At 60.7% G+C, this 20,033-nt stretch carries 17 protein-coding genes; 8 read left to right on the top strand and 9 right to left on the bottom strand.

Features of this window, described 5'->3' with window-relative positions; all coding sequences use genetic code 11:
* Window positions 1-203 precede the first annotated feature (203 nt).
* The 3 genes from msrB (at window position 204) to BT116_RS04905 (ending at window position 1,804) form a co-directional block, all read left to right on the top strand.
* A complete protein-coding gene (gene msrB / locus BT116_RS04895; protein WP_072340602.1) occupies window positions 204-599 on the top strand; it encodes a peptide-methionine (R)-S-oxide reductase MsrB in 396 nt (131 codons plus the stop codon).
* A gap of 261 nt (window positions 600-860) precedes the next feature.
* Complete coding sequence (locus tag BT116_RS04900; protein WP_072340604.1) at window positions 861-1,346, top strand: glutathione peroxidase; 486 nt, start codon at window positions 861-863, stop codon at window positions 1,344-1,346.
* Complete coding sequence (locus tag BT116_RS04905; RefSeq protein WP_072340607.1) at window positions 1,343-1,804, top strand: MarR family winged helix-turn-helix transcriptional regulator; 462 nt, start codon at window positions 1,343-1,345, stop codon at window positions 1,802-1,804. Before BT116_RS04900 ends, BT116_RS04905 begins: the two co-directional genes overlap by 4 nt.
* Here BT116_RS04905 and BT116_RS04910 read toward each other — a convergent pair.
* The gene (locus BT116_RS04910) at window positions 1,788-4,109 is read right to left on the bottom strand and encodes a hybrid sensor histidine kinase/response regulator (protein WP_072340609.1); all 2,322 of its coding nucleotides are present in this window, start codon (window positions 4,107-4,109) and stop codon (window positions 1,788-1,790) included. The genes BT116_RS04905 and BT116_RS04910 overlap by 17 nt on opposite strands.
* A gap of 163 nt (window positions 4,110-4,272) precedes the next feature.
* On the opposite strand from BT116_RS04910, the gene BT116_RS04915 reads away from it, so the two are divergent.
* Entirely contained in the window at window positions 4,273-5,163 is an 891-nt protein-coding gene (locus BT116_RS04915) for an ATP-binding protein (RefSeq protein WP_072340612.1), read from the top strand.
* A complete protein-coding gene (locus tag BT116_RS04920) occupies window positions 5,160-5,642 on the top strand; it encodes a GAF domain-containing protein (protein ID WP_014337288.1) in 483 nt (160 codons plus the stop codon). Before BT116_RS04915 ends, BT116_RS04920 begins: the two co-directional genes overlap by 4 nt.
* On the opposite strand, the gene BT116_RS04925 is transcribed toward BT116_RS04920, so the two are convergent.
* The 7 genes from BT116_RS04925 to BT116_RS04955 form a co-directional block, all read right to left on the bottom strand.
* Complete coding sequence (locus BT116_RS04925; RefSeq protein WP_072340614.1) at window positions 5,643-8,591, bottom strand: HD domain-containing phosphohydrolase; 2,949 nt, start codon at window positions 8,589-8,591, stop codon at window positions 5,643-5,645.
* Window positions 8,592-8,706: 115 nt separating this feature from the next.
* Window positions 8,707-12,327: a transporter substrate-binding domain-containing protein gene (locus BT116_RS04930; protein WP_072340616.1), complete on the bottom strand. Its 3,621-nt coding sequence runs from the start codon at window positions 12,325-12,327 to the stop codon at window positions 8,707-8,709.
* Window positions 12,328-12,337: 10 nt separating this feature from the next.
* Complete coding sequence (locus BT116_RS04935; RefSeq protein WP_003199430.1) at window positions 12,338-12,964, bottom strand: response regulator transcription factor; 627 nt, start codon at window positions 12,962-12,964, stop codon at window positions 12,338-12,340.
* A 384-nt stretch (window positions 12,965-13,348) separates the two neighbouring features.
* A complete protein-coding gene (locus tag BT116_RS04940) occupies window positions 13,349-14,677 on the bottom strand; it encodes a deoxyguanosinetriphosphate triphosphohydrolase (RefSeq protein ID WP_072340618.1) in 1,329 nt (442 codons plus the stop codon).
* A gap of 198 nt (window positions 14,678-14,875) precedes the next feature.
* Window positions 14,876-15,211: a hypothetical protein gene (locus BT116_RS04945; RefSeq protein ID WP_072340619.1), complete on the bottom strand. Its 336-nt coding sequence runs from the start codon at window positions 15,209-15,211 to the stop codon at window positions 14,876-14,878.
* Window positions 15,208-15,597: a phage holin family protein gene (locus BT116_RS04950; protein WP_072340620.1), complete on the bottom strand. Its 390-nt coding sequence runs from the start codon at window positions 15,595-15,597 to the stop codon at window positions 15,208-15,210. Before BT116_RS04950 ends, BT116_RS04945 begins: the two co-directional genes overlap by 4 nt.
* 2 nt (window positions 15,598-15,599) lie before the next feature.
* Window positions 15,600-15,914 (bottom strand): ElaB/YgaM/YqjD family protein, encoded by a 315-nt coding sequence (locus BT116_RS04955; protein ID WP_003199441.1) that lies wholly within the window; start codon window positions 15,912-15,914, stop codon window positions 15,600-15,602.
* 339 nt (window positions 15,915-16,253) lie between these two features.
* On the opposite strand from BT116_RS04955, the gene BT116_RS04960 reads away from it, so the two are divergent.
* Window positions 16,254-17,462, top strand: a complete 1,209-nt coding sequence (locus BT116_RS04960; protein WP_072340622.1) for an ammonium transporter — start codon at window positions 16,254-16,256, stop codon at window positions 17,460-17,462.
* An 8-nt stretch (window positions 17,463-17,470) separates the two neighbouring features.
* Here BT116_RS04960 and BT116_RS04965 read toward each other — a convergent pair whose 3' ends face one another.
* Window positions 17,471-19,183: a cation:proton antiporter gene (locus tag BT116_RS04965; RefSeq protein WP_072340624.1), complete on the bottom strand. Its 1,713-nt coding sequence runs from the start codon at window positions 19,181-19,183 to the stop codon at window positions 17,471-17,473.
* Window positions 19,184-19,372: 189 nt separating this feature from the next.
* Here BT116_RS04965 and BT116_RS04970 point away from each other — a divergent pair, with 189 nt between their 5' ends.
* Window positions 19,373-19,609 carry a glutaredoxin family protein gene (locus BT116_RS04970; RefSeq protein WP_063322298.1) on the top strand — a complete coding sequence of 79 codons (237 nt, stop codon included), beginning with the start codon at window positions 19,373-19,375 and terminating at the stop codon, window positions 19,607-19,609.
* Window positions 19,610-19,700: 91 nt separating this feature from the next.
* Window positions 19,701-20,021: a transcriptional regulator gene (locus BT116_RS04975; protein WP_072340625.1), complete on the top strand. Its 321-nt coding sequence runs from the start codon at window positions 19,701-19,703 to the stop codon at window positions 20,019-20,021.
* Window positions 20,022-20,033: the final 12 nt, after the last annotated feature.

Genomic DNA, 20,033 nt, shown 5'->3' on the forward strand with positions numbered 1-20,033 from the left:
AATGAACGATCCAGGCGGCGTATGAACTACCGTACTGGGAATCCTGCGTCTGTGCCCAGGCCTGACGCGGTATAGGCGTCACAATCCGTTTGAATGCGCATGACGTGACTGCCAGACTGGCGTCTGACGAGGCGCAATCATACGTGCCGCCCGATCTGCGGAAAAGCGTCGGATCGGGCTTTTTCAATTGCCGAGGTAGGACGATGGAAAAGTTGGAAAAAACCCTTGAGGAATGGCGCTCCATGCTCGACCCGGAGCAGTACAACGTCTGTCGGTTGAAGGGCACCGAACGGCCATTCTCCGGTAAATACAACGCCACCAAGACCGACGGTGTGTATCACTGCATCTGCTGCAACGAACCATTGTTCGATTCGCAGACCAAATTCGATTCCGGTTGTGGCTGGCCGAGTTTCTACGCGCCGATCGAGGGCAGCGCGGTGGTGGAGGTGCGGGACGTCAGCCACGGCATGATTCGCACCGAGGTGGTCTGCGCCAGATGCGACGCCCACCTGGGCCACGTCTTCCCCGACGGTCCGCCGCCCACGGGTTTGCGGTACTGCATCAACTCGGTGTGCCTGGATCTCGTGCCCCGCGATTAAATTGGCCGCCGCCCTTGTGGCGAGGGGATTTATCCCCGCTGGGCTGCGCAGCAGCCCCAAGAACGGTAACTTCGGTGTCTCAGGTTGATCGCATTCAGCCTTTTGGAGTCGCTGCGCAACCCAGCGGGGATAAATCCCCTCGCCACAGGTCTGTTCGGCTGCAGCATCATCGATGCCCATACCGATCTCGATAATTAAATTGCACACAATTGAATCGCTCGCTATCTTCACCGCCTGTCCTATTCGTTTTGGAGCCTTGCCATGAGCGACAATCTGCTGAGCATCCCGTGCACCACCATCAAGGGGGAGCAAAAGACCCTCGCCGATTTCACCGGCAAGGCTGTGCTGGTGGTCAACACGGCCAGCCAGTGCGGGTTCACTCCGCAGTACAAGGGGCTTGAGGCGTTGTGGCAGACCTACAAGGACCAGGGCCTGGTGGTGTTGGGCTTTCCCTGCAATCAGTTTGGCAAGCAGGAGCCGGGCGACGAGGGGGCGATTACCGAGTTCTGCGAGTTGAACTTCGGTGTGAGTTTTCCGCTGTTCAAGAAAATCGAGGTCAACGGCGCCAACGCCCATCCCCTGTTCGTCCAGCTTAAACAGCGGGCGCCCGGGGTGCTGGGGTCCAAAGGCATCAAGTGGAATTTCACCAAGTTCCTGATCGGCAGGGACGGCCAAGTGGTCAAGCGTTTTGCCCCGACCACCAAGCCCCAGGACCTGACCAGTGAGATCGAAGCGCTGCTCAAATGAATGACCTGTCAGTCGATTCCCTGAAGCTCGACAGCCAGTTGTGCTTCAAGCTGTACGCTGCTTCGCGTGCGGTGATCCGTGGCTACAAGCCGATGCTCGATGAGCTTGGCCTGACCTATCCGCAATACCTGGCGATGCTGGTGCTGTGGGAATGGCAGGACACGGCCCCGCCACAGCCCACGGTCAAGGCGCTGGGTGAACGTTTGCTGCTGGATTCCGGGACGCTGACGCCGCTGCTCAAGCGCCTGGAACAGCTGGACCTGGTCCAGCGCCAGCGTTCGGCCCGGGACGAGCGGGAGGTGCACTTGAGCCTGACGGCTGCCGGGCGAGCCTTGCGTGAACAGGTCGGCCCGCTCAAGGCCCGCCTGTTGTGCGACAGCGGTATCGAGCTGGACCGCCTCGCAACGTTGCGAGACGGTCTCGATCACCTGTTGGGCCAAATCAAAGCGCTGACGTAGTCGGCACCCACTGGTCCAGCACTGCCGCCAGTTCTTCGCGGCGGAACGGCTTGGACAGGTAATCGTTCATGCCGGCCGCACGGCAGCGCTCACGTTCTTCGGGCATTGCGTTGGCCGTCAGGGCGACAATCGGCAGGTCCGACCAGCGCCCGCTTTGGCGGATCTGTCGACTGGCTTCGTAGCCATCCATCACCGGCATGTTGCAGTCCATCAACACCAGGTCGAACACCCGCTGTTCCAGTTGACTCAGGGCTTCGGCGCCGTGGGCTGCGACGGTGACTTCGCAGCCCAGCTTTACCAACATCCCCTTGGCCACCAGTTGGTTGACCGGGTTGTCCTCCACCAGCAGCACCCGTCCACGCCTGGACGGCGCCAGGGCTTCGATCTGTGCGTCATCGATGACGGTCGCCTCGCTTTGCATGGCGCGTCGCAGAATCTGGTACAGCGCATGGCGCGCCAGCGGCCGGGCCTGCTGTATCAGCGGGGCGAGGGCGGCGGCTTCTTCGCTGGGCATGAAGCTGCCATAGGCGGTCACCAGCAGGATCGGTGCGTCAAAGGTTGGCCGCAGGTTGAACAGGCATTCCGGGCAGTCGGTAATCAGTACATCGGGTGTGAGCCCCAGCAACCCGTCGTCGATGGAGCGCTGCACATAATCCAGGCCCCATCCCGGCAACAGCATGCCCAGCAACTCGGCCAGGCCGCTGCTGCTGCCGGTGATGGCGACGACGTTGCCGCGCAACGGTTCGACCGGCGTTGCCGGGAGATGGCAGGGCAGGGGCAGGTCGGCACAGAACTGACTGCCAAAGCCGGCTTCGGAACTGATCGTCAATCGGCCCTGCATGGCTTCGCAGAGGTTGTAGGTCAGTGCCAGGCCCAGCCCGGTGCCACCGAACTGGCGGGTAATCCCGGCGCCGGCCTGGGTGAACGGTTGCAGGATTCTCGCCTGGGCTTCCTGGGGGATACCGATGCCCGTGTCGCAGACCTCGATGCGCACGCCGCCTTCGTAATGACTCAACTTCACGTCGACCCGGCCGAAGCGCGTGAACTTCAGTGCATTGGACAGCAGGTTGCTGACGATCTGTCGTACCCGGGTCGGGTCGCCGAGTACCTGCGCCGGGAACTGCGGCTTGATCAGGCAGGCCAGTTCGACACTAGGGGCCGCGTTCTGGGAAAGCAGGTTGGCCGTATCCTCCACCAGGGCGCCGAGGTCGAACGGGATGCGTTCGAGTTCCAGTTGACCGGCGTCGAATTTCGACAGGTCGAGGATATCGTTGAGCAGTTCGACCAATACCTTGCCCGAGTCATGGGCAATCGATAGCTGTTGCTGTTGTTCGGCCGTCAGGGGGCCGTCCAGGGACAAGGCGATCATTCCCAGCAGGCCGTTGAGCGGTGTGCGGATCTCGTGGCTCATGTTGGCGAGGAACGCAGAACGGGCCTCGGCCATGTCCAGGGCCGTGCGCCGGGCCACTTCCAGTTCCTCGTTGGACTGGCTGAGGCGGGCGTTACTGGCCTTGAGTTCGGCGGTGCGTGCCGAGACGATGTTCTCCAGTTGCGCGAGGTATTCGGTGAGGCGATTTTCGGCCGTGCGCCGCTGCTGGATTTCGGTGGAGATATTTTCGAACTGCTGGTTGGCGACGGAAACCAGTACGCCGATTTCATCGGACTGGTGGCCGGCCGGGCATTCCAGGCGATTCTGTTCGTTGCTGCTCGGGTCGCGGCTGCTCAGTTCGCGGATGACCCGCACCAGGGGCTTGGTCAGCATCACGTAGAACAATGCCAGCAGCAGGCCAGTCAGGATCAGGCTGCGGGCGAAGCCGTTGAGCAAGGTGACCTCGGCACGGCGCAGGAAACGACTGCCGAATGCATAGGTGTCGACGTCCAGTCGCAGCATGCCCAGGGATTCGCTGGGCAAGTGATCCAGGTAGAGCCGATCCTCGAACTGACGCTGGGCGCCGAACAGGAAATCGCTGATGAACCGGTAGCTGCTTTGCAGCTCGGGCCGCTTGACGCTGGCGAGCACGGTATTGTTGTTGTCGATCAGCTCGGCCCCAATGATGGCTGGTGAGCGCAACAGGCCCATGGACAGCTCCTGGGCGAGCTCTGCGTCGATGTTGTAGGCGATGCGCGAGGCCGGGTTGTGGCTGATTTCCAGCAGCGAGAGGATTTCACGGTTGATCGACGCGTCTTCGCTGGCATAATCGATGCCGATCTGCATCAGACTGAGCAAGGTGCCCAACACGAAGCCCACCAGGACGGTCAGGCGGGCCTGCTTGTAGGAAAGCCGTTGGGTGAATCTGATGTCCATTGAGTGATGAACCACTTACGTTTCCCTTCGCCGGTCAAGCATAGCTGATCATCTCTGAATACCGGTGCAGCCGGTGTGTATTGTGTGAAGTAGACCCGCCATTGGATATGACGTTTCGTAGCTCGAGCGCCATCATTACTGTGAACCTGTCCGAGGAGAAGACGTGGACTCGCGATTGAATGCTTTTCTTGAGCGTGCCGATGCCGTGCTGGCCCGGATCGAGCCTTTGCTGCCGGCGCCCCGGCCTACCATCGATTGGACCCAGACCCTGGCCGCCCGCTGGCAGCGTGACGGCCGTAGCGGCTACCTGCTGCCGCTGCAGGTCAGCCTCGACATGCGCCTGTCGGACCTGATCGGCGTGGACCGCCAGGTCGAACAACTGGGCCGCAATACCCGGCAGTTCATCGATGGCATGCCCGCCAACCATGCCTTGCTCTGGGGCTCGCGTGGCACCGGCAAGTCGTCCCTGGTACGCGCCCTGTTGGCTGAACATGCCCCGCATGGCCTGCGCTTGATCGAGATCGAACGCGATCACCTGGCCGATCTGCCTCGGGTGGTGGAGCAGGTTGCGAAACTGCCCCAGCGCTTCGTGTTGTTCTGCGATGACTTGTCGTTCGAATCCGGTGAAGGCGATTACCGCGTGCTCAAGAGCGTGTTGGATGGATCCCTGGAGCAGGCGCCGGACAACGTGTTGCTGTATGCCACTTCCAACCGTCGTCACCTGGTGCCGGAGAAGGAAAGCGACAACGAGAACTGGAAACGGGTCGACGGCGAACTTCATCCCAGCGAAGCGGTAGAGGACAAGATCGCCTTGTCCGACCGCTTTGGCCTGTGGCTGTCGTTTTATCCGTTTACCCAGGAGCATTTCCTCGACGTGGTGGAGCACTGGATCGGCGAATTGGCAGCCAAGGCCGGGCTGGCCTGGCAGCGCGACGAAGCGCTGGATGTACTGGCGGTGCGCTGGGCAACCGGTCGCGGCAATCGCAACGGACGTTGCGCCTATCAGTTTGCCCGTTATTGGGTAGGCCTGAAATTGTTGGAGCACAAGGCATGATCGATTTGAAGGGCACCGGAGTCGGCCTTGACGGCTACGCGTTGTTATCGGCACAGCTGGAATCCTTGCTGGCCGATGAGCGTGACTTCATCGCCAACGCCGCGCAGTTCTCGGCTTTCCTGTCCAGTCAGCTGGACGACCTGAACTGGGCCGGTTTTTACCTCAATCGCAACGAAGAGCTGGTCCTGGGACCGTTCCAGGGCCAGATCGCCTGCGTGCGGATCCCCTTTGGCCGCGGCGTGTGCGGTACGGCGGCCGCGACCCGGCAGACCCAGCGCGTCGAAGACGTCCATGCCTTCGCCGGGCACATCGCCTGCGACAGCGCGTCGAACAGCGAACTGGTGGTGCCGCTGGTCAAGGACGGGCGACTGATCGGCGTGCTCGACCTGGACAGCCCGAAACTGGCGCGTTTTACCGAGCATGATCAAGCCGGCATCGAGCAGTTGGCCGCGATATTCCTGCGCCTGACGGATTGCTGATCATGCCTTCAACCCTGCCTTGACCAGCAGGTCGTGGGGATCGATTTCGTCGATCTGGTGCGGGTCGAGGAACTGGTTGGCGTAGCTCAGGTAGATCTTTTCATCGATGAACAGCCCGAACAGCTCGGGATCGATATGGGCGTCACGGCACATGGTGGCCATGATGCCCAGGGCCTCGCTCAGTTTCTTCGCTTTCTTGTAGGGGCGGTCGGCTGCCGTCAGCGCTTCGAAAATGTCGGCAATGGCCATCATGCGCGCCGGCAGGCTCATCTCTTCGCGTTTGAGGCGCTTGGGATATCCACTGCCGTCCATCTTCTCGTGATGACCGCCAGCGATCTCCGCCACGTTGTCCAAGTGGCTGGGAAAGGGCAACTGGCTGAGCATCAGGATCGTCTGCACCATGTGATGGTTGATGACGTAGCGCTCCTCGCGGGTTAGCGTGCCTCGCGTGATGCTCAGGTTGTAGAGCTCGCCGCGGTTGTATTTCCAGGCCGGTACGTCGAGCTGGAAGCCCCACGGATTTTCCGCCGGGATCAGTTCGGCTTGGTGGTGTTCGAGCAGGTGCTCGGGCTTGTCTGCCAACAGTGGCTCAGTGACCGGTAGTGTCGGCTTGGGCGTGCGGGCCTGGCGTCGGTTTTCTTCCCAGGAAACCCCCAGGCGATCATCGAGGGTCCGCGTCCACGGGCGTTGCGCGATGTGTCGCAGGCGTTGCAGATCGGCCTCGGCCATGGCTTCGGAGCCCAGGTTGCAGCGGGCGACGAAAGCAAAGTCGTCATCCAGGGTCGTCAATGTCGCGTCGCGCTGTTGCGCCAGGGATGACGGCTCGCCGCCGCTTGCCACGGCCTGCCAGTAATCGACCCAGGCGTCGCGCTTGAGCACCTCGAAGCGGGTGCGTATCTCGTGGATCCGGTCGTTCAGGGTTTCCAGCTTGGTGGCCTTGTCGACCACATATTCGGGGGTGGTGACCTTGCCGCAATCGTGCAGCCAGGCGGCGATGTGCAGGGCTTCCCATTCGTCCTCGGTGGGCCGATAGGTTTCGAATGCCGGTAGCTGGCTGGCGGCGGCCGCCTGGGCGAGCATCAGGGTCAGGACCGGCACCCGCTGGCAATGGCCGCCAGTGTAGGGACTCTTGGCATCGATCGCGCCGGCCAGCAATTGGATGAAGGCGTCCAGCAACTGCTTTTGCCTGGCTTGCAGGCGCTGGCCCTCGATGCTCACGGCGGCGGCACCGGACACGGCCTGCAGGAAGGCGATGCGGTCGGGCTGCAGTTTTTCCAGGTCGGCTTCGGTGCCGCTGTCGGTGATCAGCAGTACCAGTACGCCGACGGTTTCCTGGTGCCGATTGCGAAGGCGAATGCCGATCAGATGGACGCGCGGCGAGTCCAGCTCCCGCAGGACGCTCTGCAGATCGGCTGCCTGTTCGAAGCCCAGGGAGGCCACGAGGTTGTCCGAGGTGGCCAGTTGCTGGAGCCATTGCGGGCTGTCGCCAGCCTGGAGCTCATGACTGCGTAACTTGAAGGTCTCGAGGTCCCTGGGTGTTCCATTGATGACCAGCCCATACGGCTTGACCCGGTTGTCGTCGTTCTCGCGCAAGTAGATCAGGCCTGCCTGGGCCTGGCCGATTTTTACGGTTTCAAACAACACCCGTTCCAGCAACGGGGCGAAGCGGGTTTCGGCGCGCAGGCTGGCGGTGATTTCAAAGAAACTCGCCAGGGTCTCTTTCATGCGCGCCATCGACACGCTCAACTGATCGACTTCCAGCACCGGGGAGCGACGGGACACCGGGTAGTTGAAGTCAAAGCTGCGAATGGCATCGGCCTCCTGCACCAGTTCGCGCAAGGGCTTGACCAGGATCCTGGACGTCAGCCACCCCAGGGGCAGGCACAGCAGCAGCGTGGCGAGGGTGATGAGCGCGCCTTGCCAGCGCATGCGATAGGCATTGTCCAGCAGCTCATCTTCAGGGACCAGCAGCGCCAGTTCCAGGCCCTGGGGCCCGCCTTCCTGCATGTGGCTGCGAGAAACGATCCACTGGCGTCCGTCCGTTTCCAGGCGCGTGGCATCGGTGTGGTCGTCGAGCGCCGCGGCGATGGCCGGGCTGAGGTCTCGGGCCTTGATCAGGCGTGCCGACTGGGCATCGGCGAGCAGCCGGCTGCTGTCGGGATAACCCACTGCGTTGCCCTCGGGATCGAGCAAGACGACTTCGGTGCCGGTGGTCACCTTGTGTTTGGCCAGGGTCTGGGACAGGGCCGCCAGGGTCAGGTCGGCGCCGATGACAGCCTGCTCGCCACTGCGCAGGGCGAGGGTGGTGCCGACGTTATGGGTGGAGAAAAAAACGTAGGGCTCGGTGGTGATCTGCTCGGTGCTGTCGGCGGCGCTGCGAAACCAGCTGCGGCTGCGGGGGTCGTAGGTTTCGTCGGCAATGTCCCGGCGCCCGATGAGCGTCAGCGTCTCGTCGTAGAACAGCGACTGGGAGTGAACCGGGCCTTGCTCGGTTGCCCGCTCCACGGTCCAGACTTGGTAAACCGCCTCGGCCGGTGCCTGCAGGGCGACTTTCAGGGTCGCGGTGCGCAATGGCCGGACCATCATGAAGTTGCCCTGATGATCGCCCAGGTACAACGATGCCAGGTTCGGGTTGTCCCGCAGTGCCTGGCTGAAGGGCACGAGCAGGGCCAGGCGTTGCGCCATCTGGGGAGTGCGCGTCGCCGGGTAGTCGGCCAACAGGCTCAACAGGTGGCGGATGGGTTCGTAGGTGTCGTATAGATCCAGGCGCACATCCTGTTCAATACGGTTGAACAGTTTCTCACTGCTGGACAGGATGATTTGCGTGGTTTGCCGGTAATTGAAAATCCCCAGCACCACCCCGGTCAGCAACAGAAGCAGGGTAAACATCACGCTGATGTGAACGTGCAGGGGGAACCGGCGTTTTTCCGGACGCGGTGCGCTGGGCATTGCAGTCACTCCAAGTGTCAGGGGGCGTTCTCGATGGGTGTCCCCGCGTGCAGGGAAACCGATCGAGAACCCCCCAGGTACGCACTGCTGAGCGAATAGCATAGTAAACGCTGGATTATTTTGCCTTGGCGATCTCCGTTTCGAGGGCCCGCTCCAGTTCGCTCATGGCTCGGTCGAGGGCGTCGATGCAATCGCTGATTCGCCTGGGCGCCTGGGCCTGGTGACAAGCGTGCTCCAACGCCTCGCACCGCTGGATCAGTGAGGTTGCCTGGACGATGCGGGCGACGCCTTTTATCTTGTGCGCTATTTCGGTCAGCGCTGGCCGGTTTGCGCTGTGGGCGACGTCGAGCAACTCCTGGCGGTCCGAGCGGCTGCTGCTGAGCAATTCGGCCAGCAGCCGCCGGTTGGACGACGGGTCGCCGCCGGTCAACGCCTGCAGGCTTTGTATGCTGAAAACTGCCGGACAACTGGCGGGTTTGACCGCCTTGATCCATTGGCTCAAGGCGCTCAGGCTGATTGGCTTGAACAGGCAGTCGTCCATCCCAGCGTCCTGGCAGCGTTGTTTTTCCTCCGGTTGGGCATTGGCAGTGAACCCCAGTAGGGTGCAGGGCGGTCGTTGCTGCTCGGATTCATCGCGACGAATCGACCGGGCCAGTTCGTAGCCGCTCATGATGGGCATGTTGCAATCAGCGATGACCAGATCGAAGTGGTCCTTTTGCCAGACCTCGAGCCCGTGGGCACCATCATGGGCGACCTGGTAGTGATGGCCCAGGTATTCCAATTGCTGCGACATCAGCAGGCGATTGGCGGGATGATCGTCCACGATCAGGACGTTCAGGGTGGCCTGGGCCGTTTCGATGACCGGTTCAGGTGGGGGGCGAACCGGCGCCGTCGAAAGGACGCTCAGCTGCAGGCAGACCTGGACCTGGGTGCCGATGCCGGGTTGGCTGTTCATGTGCAGGCTGCCGCCCATCATCCGGCACAGGTTGCGACTGATCACCAGCCCTAACCCCGCACCGTTGCGGGCCATCCGGCTGGTGTTATCGACCTGGGCAAACGGCTTGAACAAACGTTGCAGGTCCGCCGGAGCAATACCGATGCCGCTGTCGCTGACCTCCAGGTGCATTTGCAGGACGTCGTCCCGGTCGGTTGGAGATAGCCGGACCTTGATCACTACCTGGCCCTGCTCGGTAAATTTGAGGGCATTGCTGATCAGGTTCGACAGCACCTGTTTGAACCGCAACGGGTCCATCAACACGTCAGGGCTGCCCTCGGCGGCGTCGAACTGCAGGGACAACGCCAGGTTTTTCTGCCGGGCCACGCCCTCGAATACCCGAATGACCGATTGCAGCAACGCCCTGAGATTGACGCGTTCGGGGGCCAGGCTCAGATGACCGGATTCGATACGGGCGATGTCCAGAATATCGCCTATCAGTTCGAGCATGCCGGAGGCCGACTCGTACGCGACTTCGATGGTCGAACGGTCCACACGGCCCTTGTCGGCCTGTTTCAGGGCCAGCTCAAGCATGCCGATCACCGCGTTCATGGGGGTGCGGATTTCATGGCTCATGGTTGCCAGGAACGTGCTTTTGGCGCGGTTCGCGTCATCGGCCCGTTGCTTGGACGCGCGCAGTTCCTCGAACAGCTGGCGCCGCTCACTGATGTCGATCCAGCCGCCGATGATGCCTTGCACTTCGGCGGCGGAGTTTCGGTAGGGGAGGATCCAGTGATAGATCGTCAGTTGCCTGTCCCCGATGTGCAGGGGACGGTCGACGATCAGGGCGGTGCCTTCGGCCATGACGCGTTGGTAGTCTGCCTGGTACTCCTGCGCTTCGAAGGCGTTGCTCATGGATCCTGGCATCAGGCTCTTGCCGATGACGTCCTCGCGTTTGACGTCGAACGTTTGCAGGTAGCTGTCGTTGCAGCTTTGCAGGATGCCGTTGCGATCCCTCACGTAGATGGGATGGGGGGTGCCGTTGAGCAGTGAATGCATGAATTCGAGTTGATCATTGAGGGCCAGTTCCGCCCGTTGGCGTTGCCTGATCTGGCGCTGCATGTAGGCGTTCCACGCCAGGGAAAACAGCAACAACAGGCCAACGCCCACGACGACCTGGAGGAACAGGCGGTTGTAGGTGCGCCAGGTGTGTTCCGAGGGCGAGACGTAACCGCGCCAGCGGTTGTTGATGACGCCCAGTTCGTCAGGGGCGATGCTGGTCAGGGCCTTGTCGAGGATGGCGTTCAACTCTGTGGCGTTTTTTGCCGTGGCCAGCGCGAACATGGCTTGTTGGGTGCCCACCGTGCTGCTGATTTGCAACCTGTCGCGCCACGCATAGGAGGAGATGAAGTAGTTGGCCATCACCTGCGAGTGCACGCTGCCGTCGACCTGGCCATGGGCGAGCATTTCCACGGCGCGCAGGGGGCCGTCCGTTTCGATGATTTGAAGGTTCGGGTACTGGCTGCGTAGCCATCCGATGACCGGATTGCCTTTGGCGATTGCCAGGCTGGCGTGGCCTAACTGATCGAGTGTCGTGGGCGTGTCGGACTGTTTGCGGGTCAGCAGGACGAACGAGCTGTCGACGTAGGGGCGGCTGAACTTCAACTGGAGTTGTCGTTCACTGCTGGGCAACAGTGCGGCGATCATGTCGGCTTGATCGTTGAGGACCGCAGTAATCATTTCGCTGTCGTTCTGGCGGCGCTGGATGTCCAGGCGCAGGCCGGTGCGCAGCCGGATCAGTTCCAGCAGGTCGGCACTGATACCGCGAAAGTCCCCATCCGCATCGAAGAAGGTGAAGGGCGCGGAGGTTTCGTTCACCACCACCCGGACCACCGGATGCCTCGCCAGCCAGCGTTGCTCGCGGTCGGTCAGTTGTATCCTGTGGTCCGTGAGATACAGGTCGCTGCCTGCACTCCAGCGCTTGGAGATGGCGGCTTGCTCGGCAATGGAAACCTGGCTCAGCGTAGCGTTGATGACTTCCAGCAAGCGTGTGTCGCTACGTCGTACGGCGAAACCGAACCCATGGGATTCGTGTTTGCCGAAGCTGGCCATGCGGATATTGCTCAAGTAGCCCTTGTTGATCATGTAGTGGGTGGAAAGGGTATCGCCGAGAAATACATCGGCCTGACCGAAGGCGACGGCATTGATGGCGTTCTGGTAGGACGGGTAGGTGGTAATGAGTGCCTTGGGGTAGAGTTTTTCAATTTCCCGTAGCGGCAGGTAGTGATAAACCATGCTCAGCCGCAACCCCTCGAGATCGTCAGTCAGGGATCGGCTTTCATTCGTTCGGGTGACGAGAACGGGTTGGTCCACTGCGTACGGCGTCGACAGCACAATGTCGGGGTTGCGCGCCTCGAAACCGTTGGCGGTGCCAAGCATATCGATTTGCCCGTCCTTGAGTGCGGCCATGGCCGCCTCGCGGGAATCGAAGCGCAGGACTGTCATGGGCAGGTCGATGGCCTTGGCGATGATGTCGGCGTAATCAGCCGTCAGGCCTTCGTAGTCGCGTCCGCTGGTGGAGAGATCGAAGGGCGGGTAATCCGGGGCGGAAGTTCCCAGGACCAGCGCTTGCCGATCCTGTAGCCAGGCGCGGTGAACATCATCCAGCTTGACCTCGGTATGGGCCATGGACGAGCGGCCCAGCAGGGTATATTGCTCGGGCGCATTGGCTGCCGCTGTGAGCATTCCTGTATAAAACGCTGCGCTGATCAGCAGGAGACATTCGGTTATGCGTCTGAGCATCCTGTTTTTCTCACACCAGCGCGTTGCGCTTCGCCATTTCAATCAGATCGACCAACGACTTGACCTTGAGCTTCTGCATCAGCCGTTTCTTATAAGTACTGACGGTCTTGTTGCTTAGAAACATTCCTTTGGCTATTTCCTTGTTGGTACGACCTTGGGCAAATAGTTGCAGCACCATCAGTTCCCGATCATTGACACTTTTGAAAAGGTCCAGCTCGATACTGCGTGGGTCATCCGGGCGTACCGGATTCAGCGCCTGGCTGGGAAAGTAGTTATAGCCGGACAATACTGCTTTGATTGCGCTGACAAGTTCGCTGAGGTCTTCCTGTTTACAAACGTAACCAGAGGCACCGGACTGCATGCATCGAATGCCGAAGAGGGTCGGCGACTGGGCCGTGAGCACCAGCGTCTTGAGCGGAGTGGTCATGGCGTTGAAGCGCGAGAGGATTTCCAGCCCGTCGAGTTTGGGAATGCTGATATCCAGGATAACCAAGTCTGGCATGCATTCGCGCACCATTTGCATCGCATCGACGCCGTTGTCAGTTTCTCCCACGACCTTATAGCCCTCATGCTCCAGAAGCATGCGAACAGCGAGGCGGATGACCGGATGGTCGTCGACAATGAAAACGGAGTTCATGAATAAATTACCCTGCGAACTTGAATAAAGCGCGCACCTTAGCCCACTTACAACCAGGGCCGTACGAAGAGACGGGCATGCAACTTCAATTTCAGAAGTTTCCTACAAAAAAAGAGGCAAGATATTACGATGTAATCGGTTTTTTAGTAGGTGGATGGCAAAAAGAGGTGGGAGGTGTTGGCAGTGTGTGAAGGGATATTTCTTTGATTGTGTTGGTTGTGCAAACAAAGGAAGCGTTTTTAATCGAGGTGTGTGTAAGCCATACATTATTTATCTACTTCAAACTCCCTGTGGCACAGCGCTACAGAATTCACATTCACCACCAATACCCTGTGGGAGCAAGCTTGCTCCCACTTTTTTCCGAGGCACTGCAAAGGGTGCCTTTTATTGGCGCGTACGGCCGGTCATCTCCTGGGCCATTTCGCTGGCGTAGCTGTCAGTCATCCCGGCGATGAAATCGATCATTCGCAGGAAAGCGCCATGCAAAGGGCCGTTGGGATCCGGGGCGTTGTTCCCCAGCAGGTCGAGAATGCGGCGATTCTTGAACGAAGGCGTGCGGCCCCCATGCTGTTCAAGGGCCGCTCCGCAAAATCCGTTGAGCAGGATTTCCAGCGTGGTGTAGGCGCCGATTTCATGCAGGGTCTTGCGCTTGTCCTGGAAAATTTTCCGGCGCGCCATGTCCTTGGCATTCAACACGCAGCGTTTTGCCGGGCCGTGCATATGCTCCACCAGATCTCCCGGCAATGTGCCGGCAAGCAAGGCTTCCTGCTGTTCGACAAAAGCCCGGGCGGCGGCGTTGGTCAGGTGTTCGATGGCCTTGCCCCGCAGGATCGCCAGTTTGCGTCGCCGTGAGTCCTGCGGCCCTAGCTGCCGGTAAGTGTCCGGAAGATCATCGCCCACTAGGTCCAGGAGCAGCGATTCCACCTGGGGGTATTCCAGGAGATCCATCCCCACGCCGTCTTCCAGGTCGATCAGCGCGTAGCAGATGTCATCGGCAGCTTCCATCAGGTACACCAAGGGATGCCGTGCCCAGCGTTGATCCTCGATCTGTGGCAAACCGAGTTTGTGGGCAATCTGCTCCAACAGCGGCAGTTCGCTCTGGTAGCAACCGAACTTGTGCTTCTTGTAGCCCAGCGAGTCCGCGTGGCGGGCTGTCCAGGGGTATTTCAAATAGGTACCGAGGGTGGCATAGGTCAGCCGCGTTCCGCCGTCGAACTGATGGTATTCAAGTTGGGTGAGGACGCGGAATCCTTGGGCGTTACCTTCGAAGTTGAGGAAGTCGTTGCGCTCGGCTTCGCTCATTGCATCGAGCCAACCACGGCCGGCAGCCTGCTGGAACCAATAGCGGATAGCATCCTCGCCGGAGTGACCGAACGGCGGGTTGCCAATGTCGTGGGCCAGGCAGGCCGATTGCACCACCATGCCCAGGTCGCTTGGCTCGCACCAGTCAGGCAGGGCATTGCGGATGGTTTCCCCCACGCGCATGCCCAGGGAACGCCCGACGCAGCTGACTTCCAGGGAATGGGTCAGGCGAGTATGGATATGGTCGTTGCTGGAGACCGGATGCACTTGCGTCTTGCGTCCGAGGCGGCGGAAGGCGCCGGAAAAGATGATGCGGTCGTGGTCCTTGTGGAAAGGACTGCGGCCCAGTTCTTGTGGACTGTGCAGCGGTTTTCCGAGGCGTTCGCGAGTCAGCAGGGTGTGCCAATCCAAGGCCGGTTGCTCCGTTTGATGATGTCGGTGTCCTAGCTTCCCGGTTCGTGGGCTGCCCTGCAAGGCCTATAGGCCTGCACAGACTTGATACACAACCCTGTGTGGCGAGGGAGCTTGCTCCCGCTGGACTGCGAAGCAGGCCCATTTTTGTGAGTGCTTCCCACTCAAGCGGGAGCAAGCTCCCTCCCCACCGGGGCCTCAGGGTTTGCGCAGGTCTTTGGCCAGCTTGATCAACGGCAGCAATGTCGTTGCCAGGCGGATCAGGCCAGTCAAGCCACTGCCACCACCATTGCGGGTTCGTTTGCCGGTGATGAAACCGAGCAGGGACACCGCCGCCACGCCCCACAGTGGCACGTGCTTGATGCCGAAGCCTTCGTGCCAGCTTTGCGTCAAGCCGCGTGCCCGTTGTAAGGGCTGCAGCAACTGGCGTGTTTCCTGGCGGATTTCCTGGCGGTGCATTTCCATGCGCAGACGCACCAGCGCCTTGCGCATTTCCTGTCGTGTCCGGGCTTGAGGAATATCAGGCAGGCTCATGGCAACAGGCGCTCCCGATCATTGGCCAGTTCTTCGAGGGTGGCGTGGAAAGGAGAGGACTCGTCGTAGATCGCCGCCTTGAGCCGAAGCCCGCAGAACAGCGCCGCCAGCAGATAAAACAGGCACAGGCCGATAATGCCGGCCAGACGATAGGTGTCCCATACCAGGATCAGTACCAGCGCCGAAAGCCCGACCAACAGCAGCAGGCCGAACACCAGCGCAAGGCCGGCGAACAGCAGGAGGCTGACAGTGCGTGCCTTCTGTTCCTGCAGCTCCATGCCGAACAATTCGACGTGGCTATGCAGCAAGCCAAGGAGCGCCGCGCCCAGGCGGCGTGCTGTAGCTTTTGTGCCCGCTTCGGACGAGCTGGATTCGTCGATACCCATCATCAGCGCCGTGTCGCCAGCAGACCAATCAGAAAGCCAACGCCTGCCGCAATGCCTACGGATTGCCAAGGGTTGGCCTGTACATATTCCTCGGTGGCGACCACCGCAGCCTGGCCGCGTTCGCGCATGGAATCTTCCGTCAGCTTGAGCGTTTCGCGGGCGCGCAGGAGGGTTTCGTGAATCTGGCTGCGCAGTGCATCGGCTTGATCGCCTGCCAGCGTCGCGGTGTGATCGAGCAACCGCTCCGTGTCGCTGACCAGCGTCTGGAAATCTTCCATCAGGGTTTCTTGAGCAGTCTTTGCCTGGGTTCTGGCCATCGGTGAATCTCCGTAAGTGACGTCTGAAACGTTCGAGTATGAGCCTGGCTGGAAGGTTCAGTACAAGTGGCTGGTACAACTTTTGCTCAGGTTTTTGCCATGTACTGGTGCATCAGCTTGCGCCAGTGCGCTGAAGCTGGGCGAAAGCCCGAAAAACCTTAACCCAAATAATCAAAACCCGCGAAGCACCTCCAAGCGGGATTTCGTTTTGACCATTCTTGCGCACCAAAGCGGTTCGTTGGCCTGCGTACGGCCAATGAGTCGTTTCAACTTGGTGCGTTCGCAAGGCAGGCGAACCGGTTTGGTGCTTTTTTCAACTTTTTCAGGTCTGCCCATACCATGGAAAATATGCAAAACGCCGTGGACGGTCTGGTCCACAGCTCCAACACGCTGTTCATCCTGCTCGGCGCGGTCATGGTCCTGGCCATGCATGCCGGCTTTGCGTTTCTTGAAGTGGGGACGGTCCGGCAAAAGAACCAGGTCAATGCACTGTCGAAAATCCTCAGCGATTTCGCGATCTCGACCCTGGCCTATTTCTTTATAGGCTATTGGATTGCCTACGGTGTGACCTTCCTGCAACCGGCGGCGGTGCTCAGCGCCGATCATGGTTATAGCCTGGTGAAGTTCTTCTTTCTGCTGACCTTTGCCGCTGCGATCCCGGCCATCATTTCCGGTGGTATTGCCGAACGTGCCCGGTTCGCACCGCAGTTGTGCGCCACGGTGCTGATCGTGGCGTTTGTCTATCCGTTTTTCGAGGGCATGATCTGGAACGGCAATTTCGGCCTGCAGGCCTGGCTGCAAGCCCGGTTCGGCGCCAGTTTCCATGACTTCGCCGGCTCCGTGGTGGTGCATGCCATGGGCGGCTGGCTGGCGTTGGCTGCCGTGCTCTTGCTCGGCCCGCGTAACGGCCGCTACCGGGACGGTCGCCTGGTGGCGTTTGCGCCTTCGAGCATTCCGTTCCTGGCCTTGGGTTCGTGGATCCTGATTGTCGGCTGGTTCGGTTTCAACGTGATGAGTGCCCAGACCTTGCCCGGGGTGAGCGGGCTGGTGGCGGTCAATTCGTTGATGGCCATGGTGGGCGGTACCGTGGCGGCATTGATTGTCGGACGCAATGACCCGGGCTTCCTGCACAACGGCCCGCTGGCCGGTCTGGTGGCGGTCTGTGCCGGTTCCGACCTGATGCACCCGGTCGGTGCGCTGGTCACGGGGGCCATTGCCGGTGCCTTGTTTGTCTGGTGCTTCACCGCGGCCCAGGGCAAGTGGAAGATCGACGATGTGCTCGGCGTCTGGCCGCTGCATGGGCTGTGCGGTGTCTGGGGTGGTATTGCTTGTGGCGTCTTTGGCCAGAGCGCCCTGGGCGGCCTGGGTGGGGTCAGCCTGGTCAGCCAATTGATCGGCACGGCGCTGGGAATTGTCGTCGCCCTGGCCGGCGGGTTTGCGGTCTATGGCATGATCAAGGCCGTGCTGGGGCTGCGGTTGACCCAGGAAGAAGAGTATTACGGCGCCGACCTGTCTATTCACAAGATCGGCGCGGTCAGCCAGGACTGAGCGTCGCACTATGGCTCCTTGTCCTGGTTGCCGGGATAAAAGCCATGGAGCAGGCGGTAGCGGTCATGACGAACCTGGTCCACATGATGCCGGACCTGCTGCTCGGGCAGGCCGAGCATGATCAAGGCGTGGGAGGCCAGCATCAGGCTCGACTCCAGCAGCTCCGGGACCACTTCGCTGGCCCCGGCAGCCTGCAACTCGGCCAGTTGGCTGTCGTCACGGGTGCGTACCAGGATCGGTACCTGGTGATTGACCTGGCGGGCCGCCTTGAGCACGGTGATGGCGATGTCGGTCTTGTCCACCGCGATCACCAGCAGCCTGGCGCGGCTCAAGCCAACGGCCGCAAGCAGGTCACCTCGTCGCGAATCCCCGTAATGCACGCAGTTTTCCCCGACGGTGGCTTCCCGGATAATCACCGGGTCGTCATCCAGGGCGACGAACGCCTGGCCTTCGCGACGCAGGAACCGCCCGATGGATTGACCGACGCGCCCGTAGCCGCAAATGACCACATGGCCCGACAAGCCGGCGTTGAGTGCGCTGATCTGGTCCAGTTGCGCCTCTTCGTTGGGTTTGCGATGCAGGCGCGCGGCGATGCGTGGCGCCGCACGCAGCAACAGGGGCGTCAGTAGCATCGAGCAGAATGTCGCGGCCAGCAGCAGGCCGCTGATGTCGGCGGGCATGAGGCGGTTCTGCTGCATGAGGGCCATCAGGGCGAAGCAGAATTCACCGCCCTGGGCCAGCGCCAGGCCACTGCGCCAGGCGGTTTCAACGTCGCTGCCGCGCCATTTCACCAGAATGGCGACCACACAGCCCTTGATGAGCATCAGGCCGATGGTCAATCCCAGGATCAACACGCCGTCGTCGAGGAACAACTGCAGGTCGATCAGCATGCCGATGCTGACGAAGAACAGCCCCAGCAGGATATCTCGGAACGGACGTATGTCGGCTTCGATCTGGTGCCGGTAGTGGCTCTCCCCCAGCAGCATGCCCGCCAGGAACGCTCCCAGGGCTGGCGACAAACCGAGCAGGTGTGTCAGCCATGCCGTCAGCAACACGATCACCAGGGCCAGCAGCACGAACAGTTCCGCGGACCGGGACGCCGCCACCTCGTGGAACAGCCGGGGCAACAGCAGTCGGCTGGCCAGCAGCAGGCCACCGAACAGAACCAGGGTCTTGCCCAAGGTCAAGGGCAGTGCCCAATACCATGGATGGTCGCTACTGCCGGCGAATACCGGCACCAGGGTCAACAACAGTACCGCGACAACGTCCTGGAACAACAACACTCCGATGGCGTTCTGGCCATGGCTGCTGAAGATTTCTCCAAGGCTGGTCAACTCCTTGCTGACGATGGCGGTGGAGGACAAGGCAAGTCCTGCGCCGAGCAACAACGCGGCGATCACAGGGGCGCCGGCCAACGCCAGCAATCCCGCCAGGACCGCCCCTGAGCACAGCACCTGCAGGCTGCCGAGGCCGAACACGACCCGACGCAGTTCGAGCATTTTCGACAGGGAAAACTCCAGCCCCAACGAGAACAGCAGGAACACCACTCCGAGTTCGGCCAGGTCGGGCAGTTCTTCGCTGTCGTTGACCCAGTCCAGCGCGGTGGGCCCGACCGCCAGCCCGACGCAGAGATAACCCAGCACGGGTGGCAGGCGCAGCCGTCTGAACAAGGCGATGACCACCAGGGACGAAGCAAGGATGATCAGCAGGTTGGCAAACAAGGGGAACTCCGTTTCAAGGCTACAACGCACAGCGTAGAGGGGAAAATGCGACAAGCGTCGCTGGAAAGGCGTTGACGCTCAGTGATTTGCATCAGCGTTTTACCGAAACACCTTGAAGCGAGCCAGCGACTCGACGGTTTCCCGGGTCGGGCCTAGAATGACCGTCTATCTTTTTTGGGTCTACCCGCCATGCTTCCTGAATGCCAGTTGTTCGGCACCCTGGGGTGTCATCTTTGCGAAGTAGCCGAAGCTGAACTGATGCCTCTCGTTGAACATGGATTGTTGGTGGAGCTGGTGGACATTTCAGAACGCGAAGCCTGGGTGGACAGTTATGGACTGCGTATTCCCGTGCTGCGCAGGCTGGATACCGGTGCCGAGCTGGACTGGCCCTTCGAGGCCGAACAGATCGTGAAGTTTCTCGGTTGAGCAGCTTATTGTCAGTTCCTGATACTGCGGTTGGCGAAAGTATCGTGCTTCGGTTACTGTATGTGCATACAGCTATCTGGAGTGCATCCCCTTGGTCAATGTCGAACAACTGAAAAGCAGCGTGAACAGGATGTCCGCGGACGTTGTGCGCGAGGCAGTCCTGGAACTGCGCCTGGATGGCTTGGTTACCGAAGGCAAGACGCCCTTCAATAAACTGCATTTCAACACCTGTTTCGCCGAGATTGAAGCGTTGTTCCAGCGTGCCGGCTATCACAAACAGTTGGATGTGGTGGGTTACCAGGGCCTGTTGTACGCGTTGTACGATCCAGGTCGCTGGGAGGCGGTGCAAGTGCTGCGCTGGTTGAAGGAGTTCACCGAAGCTGCGGCAAAATCGACGTCGGTCACCACGTGAGCAATCATTGCT

The sequence above is a fragment of the Pseudomonas sp. NFACC16-2 genome (assembly GCF_900119205.1).
Classification (GTDB): Bacteria; Pseudomonadota; Gammaproteobacteria; order Pseudomonadales; family Pseudomonadaceae; genus Aquipseudomonas; species Aquipseudomonas fluorescens_Q.